Raw genomic sequence first — 22,000 nt, 5'->3', positions numbered from 1 at the left:
CGGCCGCCGAGACCGGTTACCGCTGACGAGACCCTGATCGTGGGGGAGGCATGCATTGACGGTGACGAGGCACCTATGCGCCCGACCCGATCAGAATCACACACCGGCGATGTCGCGTCGATCGAAGATCGGTAGTCCCGCCAGCAGCACCAGGGCTCCGGCGAGCAGCAGCCAGCCATAGGCGGCGGGAAGCCCGGCCCCCAGCGGCCCACCTTCTATGGCTTGGTGAAACGGTGACAGCGGCCCCCAGGGACGCACAGCCTCCACGAGCTTGCTCGCCACATACAGGACATAGGCCGCGACCGCGAAGACCGCCGTGACAGTCGCTGCGAGCACTCGATGGCCGGTCGCGGCACCGATGGCCAGTGCGAGCAGACCGAATTCGATACCGATGAGCACCATCGACAGTGCTCCGGTCACCGCCGAACCGATGGTGACCTCGAGACCGAACACCGCCGAGAACACCACCACCGCGACACACAACACCACACCCAGCGCGAAGACAGCGGTGACCAGCACTGCCGCTTGCTCGAGCATGAGCCGCACCGGCGATATCCTGGTCACCATCAGCACTTCCAGTGTTCCGCGTTCCTCTTCGCCCGCGATCGCCTTGGCGCCGCGCCCGATTGCGAAGACCAGGAACAGGATCGGTAGCAGCATGCTGAACAGTTCGACGTTGAGAAACCCGGTGCCCGTCCCGAATGCGTCCAGGTCGAACAGTTCGCGCAGCGCTTCGGGGTAGTTCTCCACGATGTCCTGCATTCCCCCGGTTTCCGAGATCGACGGCCACAAGGCACTCTCCAAGAGCACCAGCGCAACCATACCGATACTCCAGCCGAGAAGCCCGCGCCGTTGATCACGCAGGGATTTCAGATACACGCTGCGCAGCATGGTGTTTCAGTCCTGTCCGTAGTGGCTGAGAAAGATCTCTTCTAGATCGGGTTCATGGCTCGCGATGTCGACCACGTCATAGGGTGCGATTGCTTTGAGCAATTCGGCGGTGGACCCCTGCACTTCGATCTGTATGTGCTGCGAGTCCTGCTGCACGTTCCGGACCTCTGCCAGACCACGTAGCCGGGCCGTATCCGGCGGCCGGGCGCCGAAAGTCACATCGAGGCGCCGCAGTGTCCGGCCGGTGAATTCGGCGACGGCCCCGACGTCGATGAGCCGGCCCTTGCGTAGCATTCCGACGCTGTCGGCGACCGCTTCCACCTCCGACAGCACGTGCGACGAGAGGAAAACGGTGCACCCGTTGTCGCGAGACTCACGCACCATGGCCAGGAATTCCCGCTGAACCAGGGGGTCGAGGCCGGTGGTCGGTTCGTCGAGCACCAGCGCGTCCGGTTCGGTCATGAACGCCTGCACGATGCCGACCTTCTGCCGATTGCCGTGTGACATCGCACCGATGCGAGTGGCGAGGTCGAGGTCGAGGCGTTCAGCGATACCGCGGCGTCGTTTCGGGTCGACACCTCCGTGCAGGTGTGCCAGATAGTCCAGGTATTGCGCGCCGGTCAGGTCGGGGTAGGCGACGAATTGGCCCGGCAGATAGCCGATGTGGTCTTGCGCCTTTTCCCGTTCCCGCACCGTATCGGCGCCGCAGATTCGCGCCGAACCGCGTGTGGGCCGCATCAGCCCGGCCAGGATGCGGATGGTGGTGGTTTTGCCTGCCCCGTTGGGTCCGACGTATCCGAAGACCACACCCGCAGGTATCTGCACGGTCACATCGTCGAGTGCCACCGTGTGCCGGTAAGTTTTGGTCAGCCCGGCGAGCTCGATCATTGCCGCCACCTCCATATCATTCTCGGGAGCATCGTGGCTGTCCCCGCGCAGTAGGCGCGGCTGCACTCATAGCCCGGTGGGGTAGCTTTCCGGTATGGCGCCCGCGTCGTGGCGGCTGTCCGGTTCCAGTGGTTGCACAGCGGTGGTGCGGTCGATATGGATCAATGCGTCGAACTGCTGGGTAGTGCGGGCATGGAAATAGTGGCTCTGCCGTTCGGTCCCAGGGCTGTAGACCACACCGATCGCGCGCTGTATCCGTGGTGTGTTCAACAGTTCGGCGGCGGGGCCGGGGATGTCGAGCCGGAGCAGGAATTCCGGGTTGCCGGTGTCGTGCAGCAGCCCTTCGAGACTGGACGGCAACGGTTCTCGCACGGTTTCCCGCAGGGCCGTACCACCCCACTGGCGGGCGGCGGTGACCGTGCCGGAGCTGGTGGTGAACCCGATACTGTGGCAGCCGGTCGGGTGGCGTTGCCGGATCAGCTGGCCCAGGGTCACCTGCCCTTCGGCACCCAATTCTGTGGCGCGCGCGTCACCCACATGGGAGTTGTGTGCCCACACCACGATGCGCGGTTCGCCATGGACACGGCCGTAACGGCCCGGCCGGGACATGTGGGTTGCCAGCGCGTCCAGGGTTTGGGCCATGTGCCGGTCACGCAGATTCCACGAGTGGACTCGGCCGGAAAACATTGCGCGGTAGTAGGCCTCGGCGTTGCGGACCGACCAGGCGTTGCGGAGCGCGTCGAATTGTTCCTCGGAGCCCTGACCGTGTGACATGGTGGCGGTGAGCAGTCCCCGCTGCAGTTCGACGAGTTGGTCGACCACCTCCTTTTCGCACGACGCACCGGCGCCGAACGCCGCGGAGAAACCGTAGGCCTCCCCGTCGTCCCCGCTGACCTGATCGAAGCAGGCGTAGCGGACTCGGGCCCGCTGCGCGGCGCGCGGGTCGACATGTTCGAGATAACGCAGCACCTGCTGCATCGACCGGTGCAGGCTGTAGAGATCGAGCCCGTAAAACCCGGTCTCGGGGGCGCCGGCGGTACGGCAGCGCGCGTTGTGGGTGTGCAGCCAGTCAACGAAGTCGCGGACCGCGGTGTTGCGCCACATCCAGGCCGGGAAACGTTCGAAACTTGCCAGTGCTTGCTCTGCGTCGCGGTCGTCGCCGCGGCCGCGCAGGAACCGGTTGACACGGTAGGCGTCGGGCCAATCGGCTTCGACAGCGACTGCGGTGAACCCGTGGCGTTCGATGAGCCGTTTGGTGATCTCGGCGCGGGCCGAATAGAACTCGTGGGTGCCGTGCGAGCTCTCGCCGATGAGCACGAAGCGGGCATCGCCGACCAGATCGTCGACGACCTTTCCCGGCGGGATCCCGGCCGGGGCGTCGACGGCCGCATCGCGCAGGACCGCTGAGTCGGGAACCGCGACCGGGGGTGCGCCGACGGTGGGGGTGGCGATCAGTTGTCTGACCTGTTCGTCGGTGACCTGGGTGAAATCCCAGTAGGATTCGCCGACCGCCCGAAACGGCGACGGCATCGTTGCGCAGACGAAATCATCGACCGCGGCGCCGAGTTCGCGACAGGTGGATTCCGGTGCCGCGGCGACAGCGACGACGATCTGTTTCGGTTCCGCCCGGCGGATCGCGTCGATGGCGGCGAACATGGTCGCGCCCGTAGCGAGCCCGTCGTCGACGAGGATCACGGTCCGGCCGGCGACATCCAGTGGTCCGCGCCCGGGCCGGTAGGCGGCTTCGCGCCGCGCGAGCTCCACTGCTTGCTCCCGGGCGATGGCACGAATTTGCTCGGCAGACAGCTGTAATGCGCGTACGACGTCGTCGTTGAGCACCATCCGGCCATCGGAGGCCAGCGCCCCGATGGCGAATTCGGGATTGCCGGGTGCTCCGAGTTTGCGCACGATCATCGTGTCCATCGGCGCATGAAGAGCGGCAGCGATCTCCCAGGCGACCGGTAGGCCGCCACGCGCCAGTCCCAGCACCACAACGTCGGGGTCGCCACGGTAGTGCTCGAGCAGCCGGGCGAGAGCTTGCCCGGCTTCGCGGCGGTCCGCGAAGACACCTCGCGGCGCGTCACCGTCCTGCGGTTCTGACATCGTGTCCTCCTGACGGGTTCCTCGAGGGGGCGGGACCGGCGCGACGGTCGGTCGGCGGGGCTGCGCGCCCCAGCGCGGCCGACCACAGCGCCGGCGCAGATCTCGACCCGTCGGACAGCACGGAGGCCGGCAATACTGTGAACACCACCACCGCGACCAGCGCCGACCAGTGTGCACCGATCCGGATTCCGGTCAGATGGCCCAGGGGCACCGTCGGCCGCAGCATGCTCACCTCACTCCGTCACGTGCTGATCCACCAGCCCCTCGGCCAGCAGAATCCGGTGCGCCGACTGCGCTGCCTCGGCGACCTGTTGTTCGTCGGCGGGACGCGACGGCAACTGTTCGAGCCCACGGGCCAGCACCGCAACCGCTTCTCCCAGCACCCGAACCTGCTGTGCGAGGGAATGCCTGCGCTGCGCACGCAGGGCACGGACCGGCGACACGGTCCTGGCCGCAGTGGTCTCGCCGAGGAAATCGCCCCACAGAGCGATATCCAGCGGAGCAGGCAGAACGGCGAATATCCTGTCCAGCTGGCCGGGGGCGAACAGCTGATCCAACGACCGCGTCACTTTTCCCGCGACCATGACAACATCGTCGCGGTCGATCCGTGCCTCCTCGGCCAACTGGTCGATGAACGAGGCCACACCGTGGCGGACCGGGACTTTGGCAGGTATCCAGCCCTCGTACCACACCCCGCGAAGGAACTCGGGAAGTTGTGCGGTCATATGGGCAGAGTTGGACACCCCGACCCGGTCACGGACCGCATGCATCCATGCGCGCAGGGCGCGGAGGGCGAAATGGCGGTCCTCGGTGCCCAGGCCGTCGGCGATGGTGTTCAGCCAGGCGTGCGCGGTGTGAACTTCCGCGGCCAGAGGATCGGTGTGATGCGCCATACCATTGCCTTCCTCACGGGGGCCGAGATACCGGCTGGGGTGCTTCTCCAGCATCGATTCCGGCCGCCCGCCTCGGAGAGGGCCGGAAGTCGCCGATGCGCGGGGAAATGGTCCCGACCGCCGCGCCGGGCACACGGTCGAATCCGTCCGGAGGTGACCGCTGGACAGGCATCACCGGGGGTCGGATACCACCTGTCGCGGGGCGGCTACCCCGATGAGGCGGCGGCCGTTCGGTCATCGAGGGACCCGAGTTCGTGTCTTTCCACGCGCGACGGGTGACTTTGTGCCCTGACAGGAGAGCACCGGGGTCGGTGATGCTGAATCGGCAGCGCCCGGACGTTGGGAGATCTCGCGATGAGACCGATTCGATCCATCACGCACCGCGACGTCACCTGCCGTGGGCAGAGCGACACGATGACCACAGCGGCCCGGCAGATACGGCAGCACGGCATCGTGACCGACCGGGAAAACGTGGTGAAATGCCTTGCCGTAGAACCCGATCCTGATAGCTGGACCAGCGGTAGTCTGCTCCAGGGGACGATGCTGCGCAGCGTCGATATCGACAGCGACGTCTCCGACGCGCTGACAGTGTCGCAGGGCTGCCGGATTCGCCGGCTTCCGGTAACCGAACAGGACCGGCTCGTCGGCATACTCACCGAGGCCGGTTTCGCCCGGGCGCTGCCGGACGAAACCGTCGGCCGGTTCATCGAGGCGATCTCCGAAGCCCGACCGCTGTCCGGGCGAGAGCCCGCGGTGCCGGAGCACGACAGCCGATGAGCCGCCTGCGCCCCCTCGATTCGGCATTCTTGTACATCGAAGATGCCGACGCGACCGCCGATGTCGGTATCGGCATCGTCGCGGTGCTGGCCGGGCAAGCACCTTCGCAGCCAGAACTCATCGAACGTCTTCAACAGCGCGCCGACAGCGATCCCCGCCTGCGGCAGCGAGTCGAGCGGGCACCCCTGGGGCTGCAGGCGCCCCGATGGGTCGACGACCCCGGCTTGGACCTGGCACGACACGTGCGGTGGCGCGCCCTGCCGCAACCACGCGGCAGGCAGCAGCTGTGCGACCTGATCGCCGCGGAGTCGACCGAGAAATTCGACAGAAACCACCCGCTGTGGCGATGCCTGGTCATCGAGGAATACGACATCGATCGATGGGCGCTGCTGTTCGCGGCCCATCACGCGATGATCGACGGTATGGCCGGTATGCGGTTGTTCGAACAACTCTGCGACGATACCGACGAACACCCCGGCCACCCACCACCCGGGCCGCCGCCCGCGATTCCCACCGTGACAAGCCTCGCCTCCGCCGGCACACGCGCGGCGGCCGTCGCGGCCCGCGGCACGGGGAATCTGGTCTGCAACGCCGTAACCCTGACCCGCGCACTGCTACCGGCAGGGAACGGCTCACTGGGCGCCGGCAGGCTCGGGCCCAGGCGCCGCTACGGGGTCGCCGAGGCGAATCTGGTCGATATCCGCGCCCTCTGTGCCGCGTTCGGGGTCACCGTCAACGATGTCGCGGTCGCCGCGGTCACCGGCGCGGTGCGGTCGGTACTGATCGCACAGGGCAGGGACCCGGCCACCGAACACTTGCGCATCCTCGTTCCGGTCTCCACCCGGCCCGCCGAGGCCGAGGACGGACGCGGCAACGTCGTCGCCGCCCTCACCCCGCAACTGCCGCTGGATGCCGCAACCGTTCGCCAGCGCCTCACCCGAGTGCATCAGCGAGTGGCCCGGCAGCGGGCGACGGGCGAAGTGGAAGCCGAAGGCTTGGCGCTCGGCGTGGCGGCACTGTTACCGACAGCCTCTGCGGCCGCCGTGCTCCGGTTCGCGGTGCGCTACCGGCAGCAGGCAGTCGGAGCACTGGTCACCAACGTAATCGGGCCACAGGACACACTGACATTCCTCGGTCGTGCCGTGCTGGACGTGTTCGCACTGCCGCCACTGGCCATGCGCATCGGCCTGGCCGTCGCGGTCACCAGCTACCACGGCCTCCTAAGGTTCGGCGTGCTCGGCGACTACGACAGCATGCTGTCCGCTGAACGGATCGCCGCTGCCATCGAGGCAGACCTCGCAGAGATGTCGCGCTGCGCCGGACAGTCCGACCCGCCGTTCGGGCCACCCTGACCTGTGCACACACCCGGTCGGCGAGAACGGTCTTGCCACCGGCCGGCGTGCGGGCCTGCAGTAAGCCCCTGTCTCCGATACAGGTGCGGACCGCCGGGCACCGGTCGACGACTTCTTGCCCTATCTCCTGCCATCGCCGGTGGTGCAGGCTGAAAGGGTGAACAACGGTGCAGACACCGCGACCGTGATCGACACGCGCCGCTACGACGCGGTCGTGTTCGACCTCGACGGCGTCGTCACCGATACCGCGTCGGTGCATGCGGCGGCCTGGACCGAACTGTTCGACACCTACCTCGACCGGCGCGGCGCGACCGCGGGCCAGGACCGGTCGCCGTTCACCCCCGACGACTATCTCCGCCACATCGACGGCAAACCACGCTATCGCGGTGTCGCCGACTTCCTGGCCTCCCGCGGCATCGGCCTCTCGTGGGGCGAACCCACCGACCCCGAGACCGCGGAGACAGTGTGCGGACTGGGCAATCGCAAGGATCGCCTGTTCCGCGAGCGAGTCGTCCGCGACGGAGTGCGAGTGTTCGAGTCCACGGTCTCGCTGATCCGGCGGGTACGTTCGCTGGGCATGCCGACCGGTGTCTTCTCCGCCAGCCGCAACCTCGGCTACATCCTCACCGCCGCCGGGCTCACCGAGGCATTCGACGCCCGCATCGATGGAATCGACGCCGAACACCTCGGACTCGAAGGTAAACCGGACCCGGCGACCCTGCTCGAGGCCACCCGTCGCCTGGGTAGCACACCGCAACGCACCGTGGTCGTCGAAGATGCGGAAGCGGGTGTCGCGGCCGGCCGCGACGGCAGATTCGGGCTCGTCATCGGCGTCGACCGCGGCGGGCATACCGACAGGCTGCGGAGGTGCGGCGCCGACATCGTTGTCGACGATCTGTCCCGGATCGAGGTACGCGGCGGATTCCGGCGCGTATCCGATGTTCCCGATGCGCTCGCGTTCTGGTCGCGCATCACCGACCTGCTCAGCGGCGAAACCCCCGCGGTCCTGCTCGATTTCGACGGCACACTGTCCGATATCGTGCCTGACCCGTCCGCGGCGCACCTCGTCCCGGAGATGAAAGAAGTCCTCGAAGAACTGGCGGTGCACTGTCCCGTAGCCGTCATCAGTGGGCGCGAGCTCGACGATCTCCGCGGGCGAGTCGGCGGTACCGGGCTCTGGTACGCCGGCAGCCACGGATTCGAACTACTCGCCCCCGATGGCATCCCCCATACCGCGGCGATCCCCGCGGGTACCGAGCAGGCGCTGGCGGAAGCGGCGGACAAGCTGCACCGCGATCTGTGCGATGTGCCGGGTGTACTGGTCGAGCGCAAGCGGTTCGCGGTCGCCACCCACTACCGCAACGTCGCACCCGGCGATATCGGCCCCGTCGTGGCCGCGGTACACGCCGCCGGACGCGCGCACGGACTGCGGGTGACCGGCGGCCGTAGCGTGGTGGAATTGCGGCCGGACACCGACTGGGACAAAGGCGCCGCGCTGCGCTGGATCGTCGAACGCCTACCCGGCACCGCGTTCCCGGTCTATATCGGCGACGACCTGACCGACGAGGACGCCTTCGATGTGGTGGAAGCCGACGGACTGGGCGTGGTGGTGCGCAGTAATGAAAGCGTCACGCGCGCAACAGCGGCCGGTTTCTCCCTGGCCGAACCCACGCGCGTCCGCGATTTCCTGCACCGGCTCGCCCGGCTGCTGGCTGCCGGTGCTGATGCTCCGGTGCCCCCGTCCTGGGCGGTCACCTTCGATGGCTACGACCCGGTGAAAGAGAAACTGCGCGAGGCATTGTGCACCGTAGGTAACGGCTACTTCGCCACCCGCGGCGCGTTCCCGGGATCGGTGGCCGGTGACCTCCACTATCCGGGCACCTACCTCGCCGGGCTGTACAACCGGCTCCACGACCGCGTCGCCGGCCGGGAGATCGACAACGAAAGCCTGGTCAACGTCCCGAATTGGCTACCGGTGACCTGGCGCATCGGCGACGGAGACTGGTTCGATATCGACCGCGCCGACCTGCTGACCTACCGGCAACAGCTGGACCTGCGCCGAGCAGAACTCGTGCGCTGCTACCGGTTCCGCGACACACAAGGCCGTGTCACCGCAGTCACCGAGCGCCGCTTCGCCGCCATGCACCGCCCGCACCTGGGCGCGCTGCAAACCACGATCGTCGCCGAGAACTGGTCGGGGCCGATGGAGATCCGCGCAACCATCGACACTACAGTCGCCAACACACTCGTGGCCCGCTACCGCGGACTGTCGAGTAAACACCTGACCGCACCCCGCGGTCGGCAACTGTCCACCGATTCGGTCCTGGTCCGGACCCGGACGAACGGGGCCGGGCTGCCGCTGGCGATGGCCCTGCGCACCGTGGTACGCAAACGTGGCAATGCCCTCGCCGAGCGACACTACCTGCATCACGACGGCGCGTTCGGACACCAGTTCCGCCTCGATATGGTCGCGAGAGAACCGATCTCGGTAGAGAAAACAATGGCGGTATCCACCGGCCGCGACCCCGCAACCGGTGATCCCGGTGAGGCCGCGGCCGGCCTGCTCGACGAGTTCGCCGGCTACACCGAACTCCGCGACGGGCATATCCTGGCGTGGGACCGGATCTGGGCACGGCTGCGCATCGACCTCGACGGCGCGACCCGCCCGGTGCAGATCGTGCGCCTGCACCTGCTGCACCTGATCCAGACACTGTCCCCCGATACCGTCGACCTCGATGTCGGCGTCCCGGCACGTGGCCTGCACGGCGAAGCCTATCGAGGGCACGTGTTCTGGGACGAGCTGTTCGTTTTCCCGGTACTCAACCCCCGCTTCCCCGCATTGACCCGGGCCCTACTGCGCTATCGCTACCGGCGCCTCCCGCAGGCTCGTCGCGCCGCCACGCAAGAAGGGTATTCGGGGGCCATGTTCCCGTGGCAGTCCGGCAGCGACGGGCGGGAAGAAAGCCAGCGCATGCACCTCAATCCGCTGTCGGGACACTGGAATCCCGATCCCAGCCATCGCGCCCACCATATCGGCAGCGCAGTCGCCTACACTGTCTGGCAGTACTACCAAGTCACCGGCGATATCGATTTCCTCGCCGAATGCGGCGCCGAAATGCTCGCCGAAATCGCCCGCTTCTGGGCCAGCCGCGCCGAACTCGACCGCGGCCGCGGCCGCGGCCGCTACAGCATCCGGGGCGTGATCGGCCCCGACGAATTCCACTCCGGATATCCACATGCCCCGCAGGACGGCATCGATAACAACGCCTACACCAACATCATGGCCGCCTGGACGATTCTGCGGGCCCTCGACGCCCTCGACGTGCTGCCCCCGCCTGCCCGGGCCGAACTGCTCGACGTCCTGTCGTTGACCCCCGGCGAACTACAGCACTGGCAGGATGTCGCGCGCCGGATATCTGTACCGTTCCACGACGGTGTCATCAGCCAGTTCGACGGCTACGAACAGCTACGCGAACTGGACTGGGACCATTATCGGCGCCGCTACGGCAATATCGGGCGGCTCGATCGGATCCTGGACGCCGAAGGCGACGATATCAACGCCTACCGCGCCGGAAAACAAGCCGACGTATTGATGCTTTTCTATGTGTTCTCCGCCGACGAACTGCGCACGCTGCTCGAGCATCTCGGTTATGCGCTGCCCCCGGCGATGATCCCCCGCACGATCGACTACTACCTGGCCCGCACCGCACACGGCTCGACGCTGAGCGCCCTGGTGCACTCCTGGGTCCTGGCGCGCGCGCATCGCGAACATGCCGTGGAGTACTTCGAATCGGTACTGGAATCCGATATCGCCGATATCCAAGGCGGCACCACCGCCGAAGGGATCCACCTCGCCGCCATGGCCGGCAGCGCCGATCTGCTGCAACGCTGCTTCACCGGCCTCGAAGTGCGCGAGGATCAACTCGTCTTCTGTCCCGCATGGCCCCGTTCGCTGGGGACCCTGTCATTTCCCATGGTGTACCGCGGCCACCGGCTGAACGTGCACGTCAGTGGGCACGGTGTAGAAATCGGTTCCCATCCCGGTCCCGCCGCGCCGATCACGGTGTCGTGCCGGGACGAGACCGTCGAACTCGCTGCCGGAGACACGATCCGCTTCCCGGGTACGGCGGAGGTATTTCACTGAAGGATCGCCTGCACCGCGCCGCGGGAGCAAGGACCGACCCCGGCAGCGAAGCGGCAGTATGCTCGGACGTCAAGACGACAGCCGAAGTATGGCCAGTGCGATGACCAGACCCGTCGTTATCAATGCGCCCGCCACGATCGCCGACACCAATGAACGTGAAATATCGGCTACGCCGACGCCGAGAAGCACACACGTGAGCACAGCCAGCATCACGGTTACCCGATCCATACCGGCGACCCCGCCGCTGGGCTCCGCCATACCGGCACCTCCTCTGGACACGCGGCCACAGGTCCGAGCCTCTCGCGAATCGGCCGCGCCGGACCAGAGAAGAAAGTCACCCGGGCGGGGCCGAGGGACCCGGGTCGCAGCTCGCACAGCCGGGCCGAAGGTCACCACTGCCGATGACCTCGTCATCTCACCGGAAGGCTCGCGGCGCGCGAGAATCGTGGCTCGGAAGGGGTAGTTCCCGCCACAGGCAGCAGCGGCGCCTGCTGCCGGGGAGGTTCGCGATGACGGACTCGCGCCTGTTGGAGACGGGCTTCATGGATATCGAGGACACCGATCGCCAGGTCAGCCTGGGTATCGGCACCGTGGCCATCGTGGACGGACCGCCACCGTCCCCGGATGATCTACACGAATGGCTGGATCGCGGGCTACGACGGCAACCGCGGCTGCGGCAGCGGATCCGGCGCCGCGTCTTCGATCTGCGGGCACCGGTCTGGGAGACCGACACACACTTCGACCTGGGACATCACATTCGATGGGCCGCTCTCCCTGGTCCCGGCCGAGATACGGAACTCGAGCAACTGATCGCGAACGAACTGACCGAACGGCTGGACCGCGACCATCCGTTGTGGACTGTGGTGGTGGTCGAGCGGCTGGCCGGCGACCGCTGGGCGCTGATACTCGAGGCTCACCACACCATGCTCGACGGGATCTCAGAGATCACGCTGCTGGAGAGTTTCTGCGACCCCGTTGCCCCGGATCACCGGGAAGGCCCGACGGTTACTCGTTCCCGCCTCGGTTATGCGGGACGGATGAAGAAGGCCGCGCAGGCATCGGTGGCGCTCCCCGGATCGGCGGTACGTGCCATCCGCGTCCTCGCACCGGTGTTGTATGCGGTGATCGCACCGGCGAGTGACTCCTCGCTCAACGGCCCGCTGGGGCGGCGTCGGCGCTACACCATCGCGCGCACGCATCTTCCGCAGGTGCGGGAGGTCGCGGCAACCTTCGACGTCACCGTGAACGATGTCGCTGTTGCCGCGGTCGCCGCCGCCTACCGGCGGCTGTTGTCCGGCCGGGGCGAACAACCAGTCCCGGCCGACCTGCGCATCGTGATACCGATCTCGACGCGGGAGGAAAACAGGAAGCAGGTTCTCGATAACCGGGTATCCGCGATGATCGCCCACTTGCCGGTCGAGATCGACCACCCGGTGCGGCGGCTGATGACCGTCCATGAGCAGATCCGGCACCATCGGGCACGGAGGGAGGCCGACTACGAGAAATCTTTGCTCTCCTGGGCGCGGCGGCTGCCGTTCGGTCTAATGGCGAGGGTCGTCCGACTGGCGGTTGCGTTCCCACAGCGTGGTGTCGTCACCCTCGCCACCGATATCCCAGGTCCCCAGCGACTACTGACACTGGGCGGCCGAACCGTACACGAGCTGTGGCCCTGTATTCCGATCGCTATGCGAATCCGGACCAGCGTCGCCGTACTGAGCTACCGGGACCAACTGACATTCGGCATCACCGGCGATTACGACACCACGCCCGATATCCACACGCTCTCCTCGGGCATCACCGCCGAGATCGCCGTGCTGGCAGCACACGCGCGACGTCAGCGCGAAACACAGGCCGCCGGAAACACTCTCCGTTAGCGCCACCGGATGCCTCGCAGGCGATTGCCTCCGGCAGCCGCGTCGCCCGGCGCCGAATCGGTCGTGAAACGCTGGACCGGCGACCATCGAGGAACCACCGTGCGATTCCGGTGGCGGACCGCGGGCTGGCTGGCGGCGACCGTCGTGGCGACCTATGTCCTGCTGCCGCAGATCGGTCGTCTCGGTCGGACCGGCGCGGCTCTGCGGGACGCGCAGTGGCCGTGGCTGGGGGCAGCGCTGGCCATGTCGGCGGCGACCTACGCGGCTGCCGCACTGGCGCTGATGGGCGCTTGCCCCTGTCGTCTCGCATTCGGCCGCACGGTGAGAGTCCAATTGGCGACCTCCTTCGCGAACCTGATGTTGCCTTACGGGCTCGGCGCGACTGCCGTCGACGAACGGTATCTGGAGCGGTCCGGGCTGACACCGGCGACAGCGGTCGCCACCGTCGCGGTGACGGTGAGCACCGGGATTCTGCTGCACATCCTCGAGCTGGCCGGAGTCGGAGTGTTACTCGGAACGACCGGCCGACTGTTCTCGGCGGGACTACCCGGTTTCCGCGGTGTACTGATCGGGGCGGGCGCTGCCATCGCGATCACCGGGCTGATCGTGGTGGTCGTGCGGCGACGCCCGGATCTGTTCCACGAGGTGGGCAGCGCCCTGCGCTCGACCCTCGAACTCCTCCGCAGGCCGCGGCGGGCCGCGATAGTGGTGGGTGGCCAGCTGGGTGTCAATCTCGCGTATGTCGCCGCACTGGGCTGCGCACTCCAGGCATTCGGCCAGAATGTGTCCCCGCTGCCGCTCGCGGCCGCATACCTGGCAGGTTCGGCGCTCGGCGCGGCCGGGCCGACGCCGGCAGGATTGGGGGTGGTCGAAGCTTCCCTCGTCGCAGGGCTCGCGGTCGTCGGCGTTCCGGCCGCCCCGGCGGTGGCCGGGGTTCTGGCCTTCCGGCTCGTTACGTTCTGGCTGCCGGCGGGCATCGGGTTCGTCTACTTCCGATCGCTGAAACGCAACGACATCCTCTGACCCGCCTCTGGGAACCGCACGAAGCGCGGCGCCGCCGACCTGGTTCACCCGCCGACGCCTCGGGACGCCGCAGCGCCTTCTCCGGTCCGAGCGATAATGATAGGGATGTCCACAGCATGTAACAGCGCGTTACTGGTGGAACCGAGCAACATGGTCGAGAAACCGCCGCGACCGCGGCTGCCTACGATGATCAGCTGCGCGTCCACGGACGTATCGAGCAACGACCGCACCGGCCGGTCCGCCGTGACGATGCGCTCGACCGCAACATCCGGGTACCTCTCCGCGTAACCGGCGAGATTCTCGGCGAGCAGTGCCCGCGCCGAATCCTGCGCACCGTCCCATTTTTGGCGCGGGATTGCGGAACCGCTCGTATCGCTCCATGCATGCAGGGCGATAAGCCCCACCTGTCGGCGCGCCGCCTCGTCGAACGCCAGTCGCACCGCGGGCACACTGTGGGCGCTGCCGTCTACTCCCACCAGTACCGGTTCCTCGGCTGTGGGCCCGTCCAATGAGGCGTCCGCGTGGATCACCGCGACCGGACATCTCGCATGCCGGGCCACCGCGGTACTCACCGACCCGAGCAATCCCCGAGGTAACGCACCGAGTCCACGGCTGCCCACCACGATCATCCGGGCCGTGCGTGAGCGCGCAACGAGGGCGGGCACGATGAGCTCGTCCACCGCTTCGGTGGTAACCGTGAGTTCAGCTTCCCCCACCGCGGCCCGGGCGGACTGCGTGGCCTCGGCAAGCCGGTGATCGGCTTCGTCCTGCAATACCTGCAGGTCGTATTCGCTCAACGTGGCCTCGGGGCCGAACCCGACCGGTAGCACCCACGAATTGACCAGATGTAGTCCGCATCGGTGCATACTCGCGTCGACGGCAGCCCAGGCCACCGCCGAGTAGGAACTCGGCGAACCGTCCACAGCAGCCATCACCGGTGGGACGAGATGCCGGCCGGGACCGGAGACGATATCGGTCATGATTGCCTCTTTACTGTGCCTGCGCGCACGCTCTGGGTCACCGTCCGGACGAGCACCGGTTCATTTCTGCTTGTCAGGGCGGTAGAGCTCGGATCTGCCTCATCGGGAACGAACTCCTCGATCATCCCGCCCGGAGCCGCGGCAGATCAGAGCAGAAGGTCACCGCGGATGTGGGCCTCGATACCTGGTTGTCCCCACGGGATTGCAGAATCAGGTCGGCTTTCAACAGATCCTGGGCAGCTGCTCGCTCGTGGGAAGGTCGACTATTCGAGTCCCGCCGAGGCCGGTCCGGGCTGCGACGATGCCCGGGTGCTCGGCCACGCATTCACCGACGGCGACCGCCTGCGTACCGAGCGGATGCGACCGCAGCGCTGCGAGGGCACGATCGGCGTCCCCGGGCGCAATGAAGGCCACGAGCTTTCCTTCGTTGGCGACGTAGAGCGGGTCCAGTCCGAGCAGACCGCAGGCGTCGGCTACGGCCGAGGGGACGGGTAGCGCGTTCTCGTCGAGCCGTATACCCACATTCGCGGCGCGAGCCACCTCGTTCAACGTCGCGGCCACCCCGCCACGTGTCGGATCCCGCATCATATGGACATCGCAGGCGGCGAGCAGGGCAGCGGCCACTTCGTGGAGCGGTGCGGTATCGCTGTGCACCGTGGTTCCGAATTCCAGACCCTCGCGGCAGCTCAGCACAGCGATCCCGTGGACGCCGATCTCGCCGCTGATCAGCACGACGTCACCGTGGCGGACCCGTTGCGGCCGGATATCCACACCGGGCGAGAGCACCCCGAGGCCGGTGGTGTTGACGAAGATCCCATCGCCGTGCCCTGCATCGACCACTTTCGTGTCCCCGGTGACCAATTCCACCCCGGCAGCGCGGGCTGCGGCGCCCATGGCCTCCGCTACGCGGGCGATCTCCGCGAGCGGGGTGCCTTCTTCCAGGATGAACGCCGTGGACAGCACCTGGGGATGCGCGCCCGCCACGGCGAGGTCGTTGACGGTTCCGTTCACCGCGAGATCACCGATGGTGCCGCCCGGAAAAACAGTCGGCTTCACGACGAACGAATCCGTAGTGAATGCCAGTCTGCCGCCATCGATATCGACCACTGCGGAATCGCCCAGCCCGTTCGCCGCGGCGGCGCCGAATGCAGGCAGGAACAGATGCTCGATCAACTCACCGGACATGGCACCGCCACTACCGTGACCCATCACGATGTTGGGTGCGTCCCGCAACGGAACCGGGCATACCCAGCCGTCACCGTCGATAGCGACAGGGGCCGGCTGCCCGGTGTGGTCAGGCATCGCCCGACCCCACACGTTCCAGCCGCCGGTACCGGTAGTAGGCCGCGCAGGCGCCTTCCGCGGACACCATCGTGGCGCCGAGCGGATGACGGGGTGTGCACCGGGTACCGAACGCGGCGCATTCGGTCGGCGCGATCAGGCCCTGTAACACCTCGCCCGATCGGCAGGCCGGCGATTCCCGGGTTTCGGCTGCGCCGACGGCGAACCGGTCTTCCGCGTCGAAATCGCGATACCGTTCGGACAGCCGCCATCCGCTGTCCGGGATGACCCCGATTCCACGCCAAGCCCGGTCGGTCACCTCGAAGACATCCGACAGCATCTCTTTCGCTGCCGGATTTCCCACCGCCGACACCGCTCGCGGATAGGCGTTCTCCATTTCGTGGCGCCCCTCTTCCAGCTGCACGATGGTGCGCCGGATGCCCTCGAGCAGGTCGAGGGGTTCGAATCCGGTGACGACCATGGGAACCCGGTACCGTTGTGCCAGCGGTGGGTACTCCACGGTTCCCATCACCGTGCAGACATGTCCGGCCAGCAGGAAGCCTTGTACGCGGCAGCGCGGGGATTCCATGATCGCGGCGATCGCCGGTGGTACGAGCACGTGGGAGATCAGCACCGAGAAATTGCCGATACCGAGCCGCTTCGCCTGGTGAACGGTCATCGCGTTGGCCGGGGCGGTGGTCTCGAACCCGATTCCGAAGAAGACGACCTGCCGGCCGGGGTTGGTCCGGGCGAGTTCGAGAGCGTCCAGCGGTGAGTACACCACACGCACATCGCCGCCTTCGCTCTTGACCCGGAACAGATCCCCGTTGCTCCCCGGGACGCGCAGCATGTCGCCGAACGAGCAGAAGATCACTTCGGGCCGGGCCGCGATCTCGAGCGCCTTGTCGACAATTCCCATCGGCGTGACGCATACCGGGCAGCCGGGCCCGTGGATCATCTCGATCTGGTCGGGCAGCAGCTGATCGATACCGTGCCGGATGATCGAATGGGTCTGTCCGCCGCAGACTTCCATGAGCGCCCACCGCCGGGTCGCGGCGGCGCGGATGCGGTCGAGTAGGTGCCGTGCGAGTACGGGATCGCTGAACTCGTCCAGATATTTCACGATGCGGTCTCCGGTTCCTCCTGGTGCGCCGCCGGCTCGGGATTCGGCATGCCTGCCTGCCGAGCGGCCCCGGCGAAACCGTCCCCGAATTCCTCGTCCAGCATTCCGAGATGCTCGAATTCGGCCAGTGTCCGGCGCGCCGATTCCTCGTCCAGCAGCTGGATGGCGAACCCGACGTGCACGATCACGTAGTCGCCGGGTGCCGCCTCGGGCGTGTACATCAGGCATACGTCCTTGCGTACGCCGCCGAAATCGACGTCCGCCATCGGCGTCCCGGCACGCTCGTGCAGGCCGATGACCTTTCCCGGAACTGCCAGGCACATATGTCGCTCCGTTCATTCAGTCCACGCCGGCCGCCAGCACCTGTCCGAGGGCCAGGCCGCCGTCGTTGGGTGGTAGCCGGTGCGGGCACCGGACGGTGAACCCGTGGTCGCGCAGCAGTGCCCGGGTCGTGGACAACAAAAGCGAATTCTGGAAAACCCCGCCCGCGAGGACCACGGTTCGTGTGATCTCCGCATGGCCGAGCGCCAGTTCCAGGACTAGACGCGCCACGGCGACGTGGAACCGGGCGCCGACAACCCCCGCGGGTACTGCATCGGAGGTGTCCCTGGCTATCGCGGCGATCACGGGAGCGGGATCGATCACGGCAGGATCCGTGGCCGGCAGGACCGCGAAGCGGTAGACCGCCCGGCCCGTGGGCACATCACGGGCCGCGGCTTCGAGTTCGATCGCCGCCTGCGCTTCGTAGTCCACGGTGTGCCGGACGCCCGCCAGCGAAGCCACCGCGTCGAACAACCGGCCCATGCTGGAGGTCGGTACACAGCCCAGGCCGGTGCGCAGCTGATGCGCCATTACCGCGCGTTCCGCGGGCGGGCAGGCACGCACCGGGGCGAGGTCTTGCGTCCAGCCTGTCCCAGCGGTCCACAGGTGGGCCAGGGCCATCCGGTACGGCCGGTGGACGGCGACTTCGCCACCGGCGAGTGGCACATACTTCAGGTGCGCCAACCGGTGGAAGCCGCGATATCCGGCCGCGAGCAGTTCCCCACCCCAGATCGCGCCGTCCGGCCCCCATCCGGTGCCATCGAACGCGAAACCCAGAACCGTCTCGGCGGAATCGAGTCCATGTTCACCCATGACGGCAGCGATATGGGCATGATGATGCTGCACGATGCGCACCTCCCGCTGCCCGGCATGCCGGCGGGCCCACCCGGTGGACCGGTAGCCGGGGTGGGCATCGGTGACCAGGCGGCCGGGCGTCACCCGGGTCAGTAGTTCGAGGTGCCGTTCTGCGGTCTCGAAGGCAGCCAGAGTGGCCGGCCGGTCCATATCACCCAGATGCTGGCTCGGCCAGGCAGCCCGGCCGCAGGCGACGGCACAGGTGTTCTTCACATCGCCGCCCACAGCCAGAGTCGGCGGTACCGCCATCGGGAGCGCGATCGGCGCCGGAACGTAACCGCGGGAGCGGCGTACCGGCAGCTCGATATCGTCGACAACCCGGAGCACCGAGTCGTCGCATGGTACGAGGATGCGCCGATTGTGTGACAATCGCGCGTCGGCCAGCCCGGCGAGGCGGGTGCGGGCGTCCTCGTCGTCGTAGCAGATCGGCTCTCCGCCAGTGTTTCCCGAGGTCATCACCAGCACACGCGGGCCGGGCGGATCCCCCGGGAGCCCGAACAGCAGCAGATGCAGCGCGGTATACGGCAGCATGACACCGATATCCGGGCTTCCGGGTGCCACCGCGTCGGCGAGGTCGACATGCGCCGGCCCGTCGCCGGCGCGGTCGGATCCGGGGCACCCGCGCCGGGGCAGCAGCACGATGGGGTGGGCTGCGCTCGTGAGCAGCTGGGCGGATGCCGCGTTCACCCGCGCGATACGCCGGGCCGTCTCGAGATCCGGGACCATCACCGCAAAAGGTTTGTCCCCACGCCCCTTACGCCGCCGCAACTCGGAGACGGCCGCCGGATCCGCCGCGTCGCAGGCGAGGTGGTAGCCGCCGATCCCCTTCACCGCCAGGATTCCGTCCGCGCGCAGCAGTGCACGGGCATCCGACAGCGCATCGCCGGTGCCGGCTCCGGAGTAGGTGAGAACCGGACCGCAGCCGGGACAACAGATCGACTGGGCGTGGAAACGCCGGTCGGCCGGGTCGGCGTATTCGCCTGCGCAACTGTCACACAGTGCGAAATCCGCCATCGAGGTCCGGGCCCGGTCGAACGGCAGGCCCGCCGTGATGGTGAAACGCGGTCCGCAGCCGGTGCAGTTGATGAACGGATGCCGGTACCGGCGGTTTCCGGGGTCCCGCAATTCGCCGGCACACTCGTCGCACAGGGCGGCATCCGGGGGCACCGCAGTCCGCCCGCCGGCCCGGATGCTGTCCACAATGCGGAATCCGGTGTCGTCACGAGTCACGAGATCGGTAGATTCCACCGAGTCGACCGTCGCTGTGGGCGGCGGCCGCCGTCGCAGCCGGTCAGCGAACTCGTCCAGTGCCGCCGCAGTGCCCTCGATCTCCACCAGTACACCGGCTTCGTCGTTGCCGACCTCGCCGGCGAGCGCGAGTTCGGTGGCGATGGTGTAGACGAATGGCCGGAAACCCACGCCCTGCACCATGCCTCGGACCCGAAGGCGACGGCGGCGGCGCTCGGCGGTTACGCCGGACTCCCGCGCCACCGCGGTGTGCCCGCGCGGGGCGGCGGAGTCACGCCGCCGAGGCATCTCGCCCGGACAGCCAGTCGTACCATCGGTCCATACCCTGGCCGGTGGTCGCGGATATCGGCAGGATCTCCGGTCCGCCGCCGACCGACCGGGCAGCCGCGGCGAACATTGCGGAATCGAAATCGACGAACGGTAACAAGTCGATCTTGTTCACCAGCACCAGTTCCGCCGCGGCGAACATATGCGGGTACTTCAGCGGTTTGTCGGCCCCCTCGGTCACCGAGACGATCACCACCATGCCGTTTTCGCCGAGATCGAACATCGCGGGGCACACCAGGTTTCCCACGTTCTCGATGAGAACCATCGATCCGGGTTCAGGGTCGAGCGCCGCGAGCGCACTACCGGTCATCCGCGCGTCGAGATGGCACCCGGCGCCGGTGTTCACCTGCACCGCCCGGGCCCCGGTCGCGCGGATCCGTTCGGCGTCGAGTGCCGTTTCCTGGTCCCCCTCGATCACCGCGATCGGGACCTCACCCAGGTCACCGATCGTCCGTTCCAGCAGGCTCGTCTTCCCGGCTCCCGGCGAACTCGTCAGGTTCACCGCCAGTATCCCGCGCTCGCGCAGCCACTGCCTGTTGTGGTCGGCGATATGGTCGTTCGCGGCAAGAACCCTGTGTTCCAGGGTCACTGTTTCGCTCCCGGGTGGTTCGCGCCCGTCGCTGCCGTGGTCATGGCCCGCGTGGTAGAGCCCGGCACCCAGGCCCGGCGCATCGCGCGGGGCGGTCGTGCTCACGCCGGCTGTATCGTTGCCGCATCCGCAGGTCGCGCACATTCGCGGCTCACCTCCATCGAACGTATCCGTATTTCCCGCCCGGACAACAGGTCGGCGTCGACGCTTCCGCACACGCACAGCAACACCGGATCAGCGACGGCGAATTCGGCACCACACACACGACAGCGGGCCACACCGGGGACACCCACGAGTTCCAGGCTCGCGTCCTGCGCGACAGTCCCAACGGTGGCAGGCCCGAAACAGAACCGCACCGCCTCGGGGACCACGGCCGTGAGTTCACCGATCTCCACCGTGACATGACATACCTGCCGTCCCGCCGCGTGGTCACACACGGTATCGACGATGTCCTGAGTTATCGCGAGTTCGTGCATCACACCTTGCTCTCCTCGGCCGCCAGAGCCCGCCATCGGCAAGTTCCTTCACTGTGCTCCCCTGCTCGGGGGGCCGGCAGAGGCCAAAGTCACCGATCCGGTACCGGGAAATCGGCACGCCCCGACCTGCGTGCCCTGGTACCCGCCATCTGGACAACCGCTCCTGAGCCGACCCAGGAGCGGGCCTCGCGACTGCGCGACACGGACCACCGCCCGGGCATCAGGGCGTCGTACGACCGCGCAGGGTATCGAGCCGGTTCAGGAATTCGTCCCGGTCGATCTCGCCGCGGGCGAATCGCTCGGCGAGGATATGCTCCGCGGTTTCCGGAGGCGGTTGCGGCCTGCCACGGCCGGAATCGATGCCGTATCGGATGAGCAGGACGACGGCCACGGTCAGCGCCGCCCAGAACACCAGCACCCCGATGCCCATCCAGGCATACCCCCATCCGCTCATACCGTGGTCGTACCAGAACATCACCGCACTCATCTCCTCTGCACCAGGCGAGTAGCCCCGCCCAGGTCTCGGGTCGAGATTCCGGGTGCCGCTGCTCTCCGGGCAGTGGCCGCGCCGCGGTTGCCCGAAATAACAGACTCGCGCCCACCGGATCCACATCGGCCCGTTCCATGAGGTCTTCCCGGTCGGGCCGACCACGGAAACGGATCGGCGCGGTCTCGGCGCACCGATGTCGCCGGTCTCTCCGGACCCCAGTGAACGACGCTGCGGGACGGCACGGCAGGGCGTAAAGACCACAGCCTGGACGACCTAGGTCACACCCGCCGCCCGGCAGCACCCCGCGACGGGTCCCGGAACCGGCCAACCGGTGACCTTTTCCCCTGTCCTGGTGTATCCACCGA

Annotated in this window: 18 protein-coding genes; 5 read left to right on the top strand and 13 right to left on the bottom strand. The window is 67.5% G+C overall.

What is annotated here, in order from left to right; translation table 11 throughout:
* Positions 1-96 precede the first annotated feature (96 nt).
* The 4 genes from NS6_RS29450 to NS6_RS29430 form a co-directional block, all read right to left on the bottom strand.
* On the bottom strand, positions 97-891 hold the full coding sequence (locus NS6_RS29450) for an ABC transporter permease (protein WP_068048683.1): 795 nt from the start codon (positions 889-891) through the stop codon (positions 97-99).
* 6 nt (positions 892-897) lie between these two features.
* Entirely contained in the window at positions 898-1,779 is an 882-nt protein-coding gene (locus NS6_RS29445) for an ABC transporter ATP-binding protein (protein WP_245669553.1), read from the bottom strand.
* 66 nt (positions 1,780-1,845) lie between these two features.
* Positions 1,846-3,882: an erythromycin esterase family protein gene (locus NS6_RS29440; RefSeq protein WP_068048681.1), complete on the bottom strand. Its 2,037-nt coding sequence runs from the start codon at positions 3,880-3,882 to the stop codon at positions 1,846-1,848.
* 233 nt (positions 3,883-4,115) lie between these two features.
* The gene (locus NS6_RS29430; RefSeq protein WP_068048842.1) at positions 4,116-4,775 is read right to left on the bottom strand and encodes a DUF2267 domain-containing protein; all 660 of its coding nucleotides are present in this window, start codon (positions 4,773-4,775) and stop codon (positions 4,116-4,118) included.
* A gap of 354 nt (positions 4,776-5,129) precedes the next feature.
* Between NS6_RS29430 and NS6_RS29425 the strand changes: the two genes are divergently transcribed.
* From NS6_RS29425 to otsB, 3 genes are all read left to right on the top strand, one after another.
* Entirely contained in the window at positions 5,130-5,552 is a 423-nt protein-coding gene (locus NS6_RS29425) for a CBS domain-containing protein (RefSeq protein ID WP_068048676.1), read from the top strand.
* Complete coding sequence (locus tag NS6_RS29420; RefSeq protein WP_068048674.1) at positions 5,549-6,904, top strand: wax ester/triacylglycerol synthase family O-acyltransferase; 1,356 nt, start codon at positions 5,549-5,551, stop codon at positions 6,902-6,904. Before NS6_RS29425 ends, NS6_RS29420 begins: the two co-directional genes overlap by 4 nt.
* Positions 6,905-7,061: 157 nt before the next feature.
* Positions 7,062-11,048: a trehalose-phosphatase gene (gene otsB / locus NS6_RS29415; protein WP_174552644.1), complete on the top strand. Its 3,987-nt coding sequence runs from the start codon at positions 7,062-7,064 to the stop codon at positions 11,046-11,048.
* 69 nt (positions 11,049-11,117) lie between these two features.
* Here the strand turns inward: otsB and NS6_RS29410 are convergent, their stop codons facing one another.
* Positions 11,118-11,306 carry a hypothetical protein gene (locus tag NS6_RS29410; RefSeq protein WP_068048672.1) on the bottom strand — a complete coding sequence of 63 codons (189 nt, stop codon included), beginning with the start codon at positions 11,304-11,306 and terminating at the stop codon, positions 11,118-11,120.
* A gap of 251 nt (positions 11,307-11,557) precedes the next feature.
* On the opposite strand from NS6_RS29410, the gene NS6_RS29405 reads away from it, so the two are divergent.
* Positions 11,558-12,922: a wax ester/triacylglycerol synthase family O-acyltransferase gene (locus NS6_RS29405; protein WP_068048669.1), complete on the top strand. Its 1,365-nt coding sequence runs from the start codon at positions 11,558-11,560 to the stop codon at positions 12,920-12,922.
* A 99-nt stretch (positions 12,923-13,021) separates the two neighbouring features.
* On the top strand, positions 13,022-13,945 hold the full coding sequence (locus NS6_RS29400) for a lysylphosphatidylglycerol synthase transmembrane domain-containing protein (RefSeq protein WP_245669552.1): 924 nt from the start codon (positions 13,022-13,024) through the stop codon (positions 13,943-13,945).
* 44 nt (positions 13,946-13,989) lie between these two features.
* Here the strand turns inward: NS6_RS29400 and NS6_RS29395 are convergent, their stop codons facing one another.
* From NS6_RS29395 to NS6_RS29360, 8 genes are all read right to left on the bottom strand, one after another.
* A complete protein-coding gene (locus NS6_RS29395; protein ID WP_068048661.1) occupies positions 13,990-14,925 on the bottom strand; it encodes a universal stress protein in 936 nt (311 codons plus the stop codon).
* Between the two features lie 222 nt (positions 14,926-15,147).
* On the bottom strand, positions 15,148-16,227 hold the full coding sequence (gene hypE / locus NS6_RS29390; RefSeq protein WP_068048658.1) for a hydrogenase expression/formation protein HypE: 1,080 nt from the start codon (positions 16,225-16,227) through the stop codon (positions 15,148-15,150).
* The gene (hypD, locus tag NS6_RS29385) at positions 16,220-17,329 is read right to left on the bottom strand and encodes a hydrogenase formation protein HypD (RefSeq protein ID WP_068048655.1); all 1,110 of its coding nucleotides are present in this window, start codon (positions 17,327-17,329) and stop codon (positions 16,220-16,222) included. The genes hypE and hypD overlap by 8 nt, the downstream gene beginning before the upstream one ends.
* Positions 17,326-17,652 carry a HypC/HybG/HupF family hydrogenase formation chaperone gene (locus tag NS6_RS29380; RefSeq protein ID WP_068048652.1) on the bottom strand — a complete coding sequence of 109 codons (327 nt, stop codon included), beginning with the start codon at positions 17,650-17,652 and terminating at the stop codon, positions 17,326-17,328. Before NS6_RS29380 ends, hypD begins: the two co-directional genes overlap by 4 nt.
* A gap of 16 nt (positions 17,653-17,668) precedes the next feature.
* A complete protein-coding gene (gene hypF / locus NS6_RS29375; RefSeq protein ID WP_084471516.1) occupies positions 17,669-20,041 on the bottom strand; it encodes a carbamoyltransferase HypF in 2,373 nt (790 codons plus the stop codon).
* Positions 20,025-20,813, bottom strand: a complete 789-nt coding sequence (hypB, locus tag NS6_RS29370) for a hydrogenase nickel incorporation protein HypB (RefSeq protein ID WP_068048650.1) — start codon at positions 20,811-20,813, stop codon at positions 20,025-20,027. The genes hypF and hypB overlap by 17 nt, the downstream gene beginning before the upstream one ends.
* The gene (locus NS6_RS29365; protein ID WP_068048640.1) at positions 20,771-21,145 is read right to left on the bottom strand and encodes a hydrogenase maturation nickel metallochaperone HypA/HybF; all 375 of its coding nucleotides are present in this window, start codon (positions 21,143-21,145) and stop codon (positions 20,771-20,773) included. The genes hypB and NS6_RS29365 overlap by 43 nt, the downstream gene beginning before the upstream one ends.
* Positions 21,146-21,365: 220 nt before the next feature.
* A complete protein-coding gene (locus tag NS6_RS29360) occupies positions 21,366-21,632 on the bottom strand; it encodes an SHOCT domain-containing protein (protein WP_068048638.1) in 267 nt (88 codons plus the stop codon).
* Positions 21,633-22,000: the final 368 nt, after the last annotated feature.

It is taken from the genome of Nocardia speluncae NBRC 108251 (assembly GCF_001613245.1).
Classification (GTDB): Bacteria; Actinomycetota; Actinomycetes; order Mycobacteriales; family Mycobacteriaceae; genus Nocardia; species Nocardia speluncae.
This window is presented reverse-complemented; position numbering and strand designations above follow the sequence as displayed.

Bases quoted from the DNA above. Each gene is read 5' to 3' on its own strand.
- NS6_RS29420 (WP_068048674.1), top strand. From the start codon at position 5,549: ATGAGCCGCCTGCGCCCCCTCGATTCGGCATTCTTGTACATCGAAGAT.
- NS6_RS29440 (WP_068048681.1), bottom strand. From the start codon at position 3,882: ATGTCAGAACCGCAGGACGGTGACGCGCCGCGAGGTGTCTTCGCGGAC.
- hypF (WP_084471516.1), bottom strand. From the start codon at position 20,041: ATGCCTCGGCGGCGTGACTCCGCCGCCCCGCGCGGGCACACCGCGGTG.
- NS6_RS29410 (WP_068048672.1), bottom strand. From the start codon at position 11,306: ATGGCGGAGCCCAGCGGCGGGGTCGCCGGTATGGATCGGGTAACCGTG.
- NS6_RS29405 (WP_068048669.1), top strand. From the start codon at position 11,558: ATGACGGACTCGCGCCTGTTGGAGACGGGCTTCATGGATATCGAGGAC.
- NS6_RS29360 (WP_068048638.1), bottom strand. From the start codon at position 21,632: ATGAGTGCGGTGATGTTCTGGTACGACCACGGTATGAGCGGATGGGGG.
- NS6_RS29450 (WP_068048683.1), bottom strand. From the start codon at position 891: ATGCTGCGCAGCGTGTATCTGAAATCCCTGCGTGATCAACGGCGCGGG.
- hypE (WP_068048658.1), bottom strand. From the start codon at position 16,227: ATGCCTGACCACACCGGGCAGCCGGCCCCTGTCGCTATCGACGGTGAC.
- NS6_RS29445 (WP_245669553.1), bottom strand. From the start codon at position 1,779: ATGATCGAGCTCGCCGGGCTGACCAAAACTTACCGGCACACGGTGGCA.
- NS6_RS29395 (WP_068048661.1), bottom strand. From the start codon at position 14,925: ATGACCGATATCGTCTCCGGTCCCGGCCGGCATCTCGTCCCACCGGTG.
- NS6_RS29430 (WP_068048842.1), bottom strand. From the start codon at position 4,775: ATGGCGCATCACACCGATCCTCTGGCCGCGGAAGTTCACACCGCGCAC.
- NS6_RS29380 (WP_068048652.1), bottom strand. From the start codon at position 17,652: ATGTGCCTGGCAGTTCCGGGAAAGGTCATCGGCCTGCACGAGCGTGCC.
- hypB (WP_068048650.1), bottom strand. From the start codon at position 20,813: ATGTGCGCGACCTGCGGATGCGGCAACGATACAGCCGGCGTGAGCACG.
- NS6_RS29365 (WP_068048640.1), bottom strand. From the start codon at position 21,145: ATGCACGAACTCGCGATAACTCAGGACATCGTCGATACCGTGTGTGAC.
- NS6_RS29425 (WP_068048676.1), top strand. From the start codon at position 5,130: ATGAGACCGATTCGATCCATCACGCACCGCGACGTCACCTGCCGTGGG.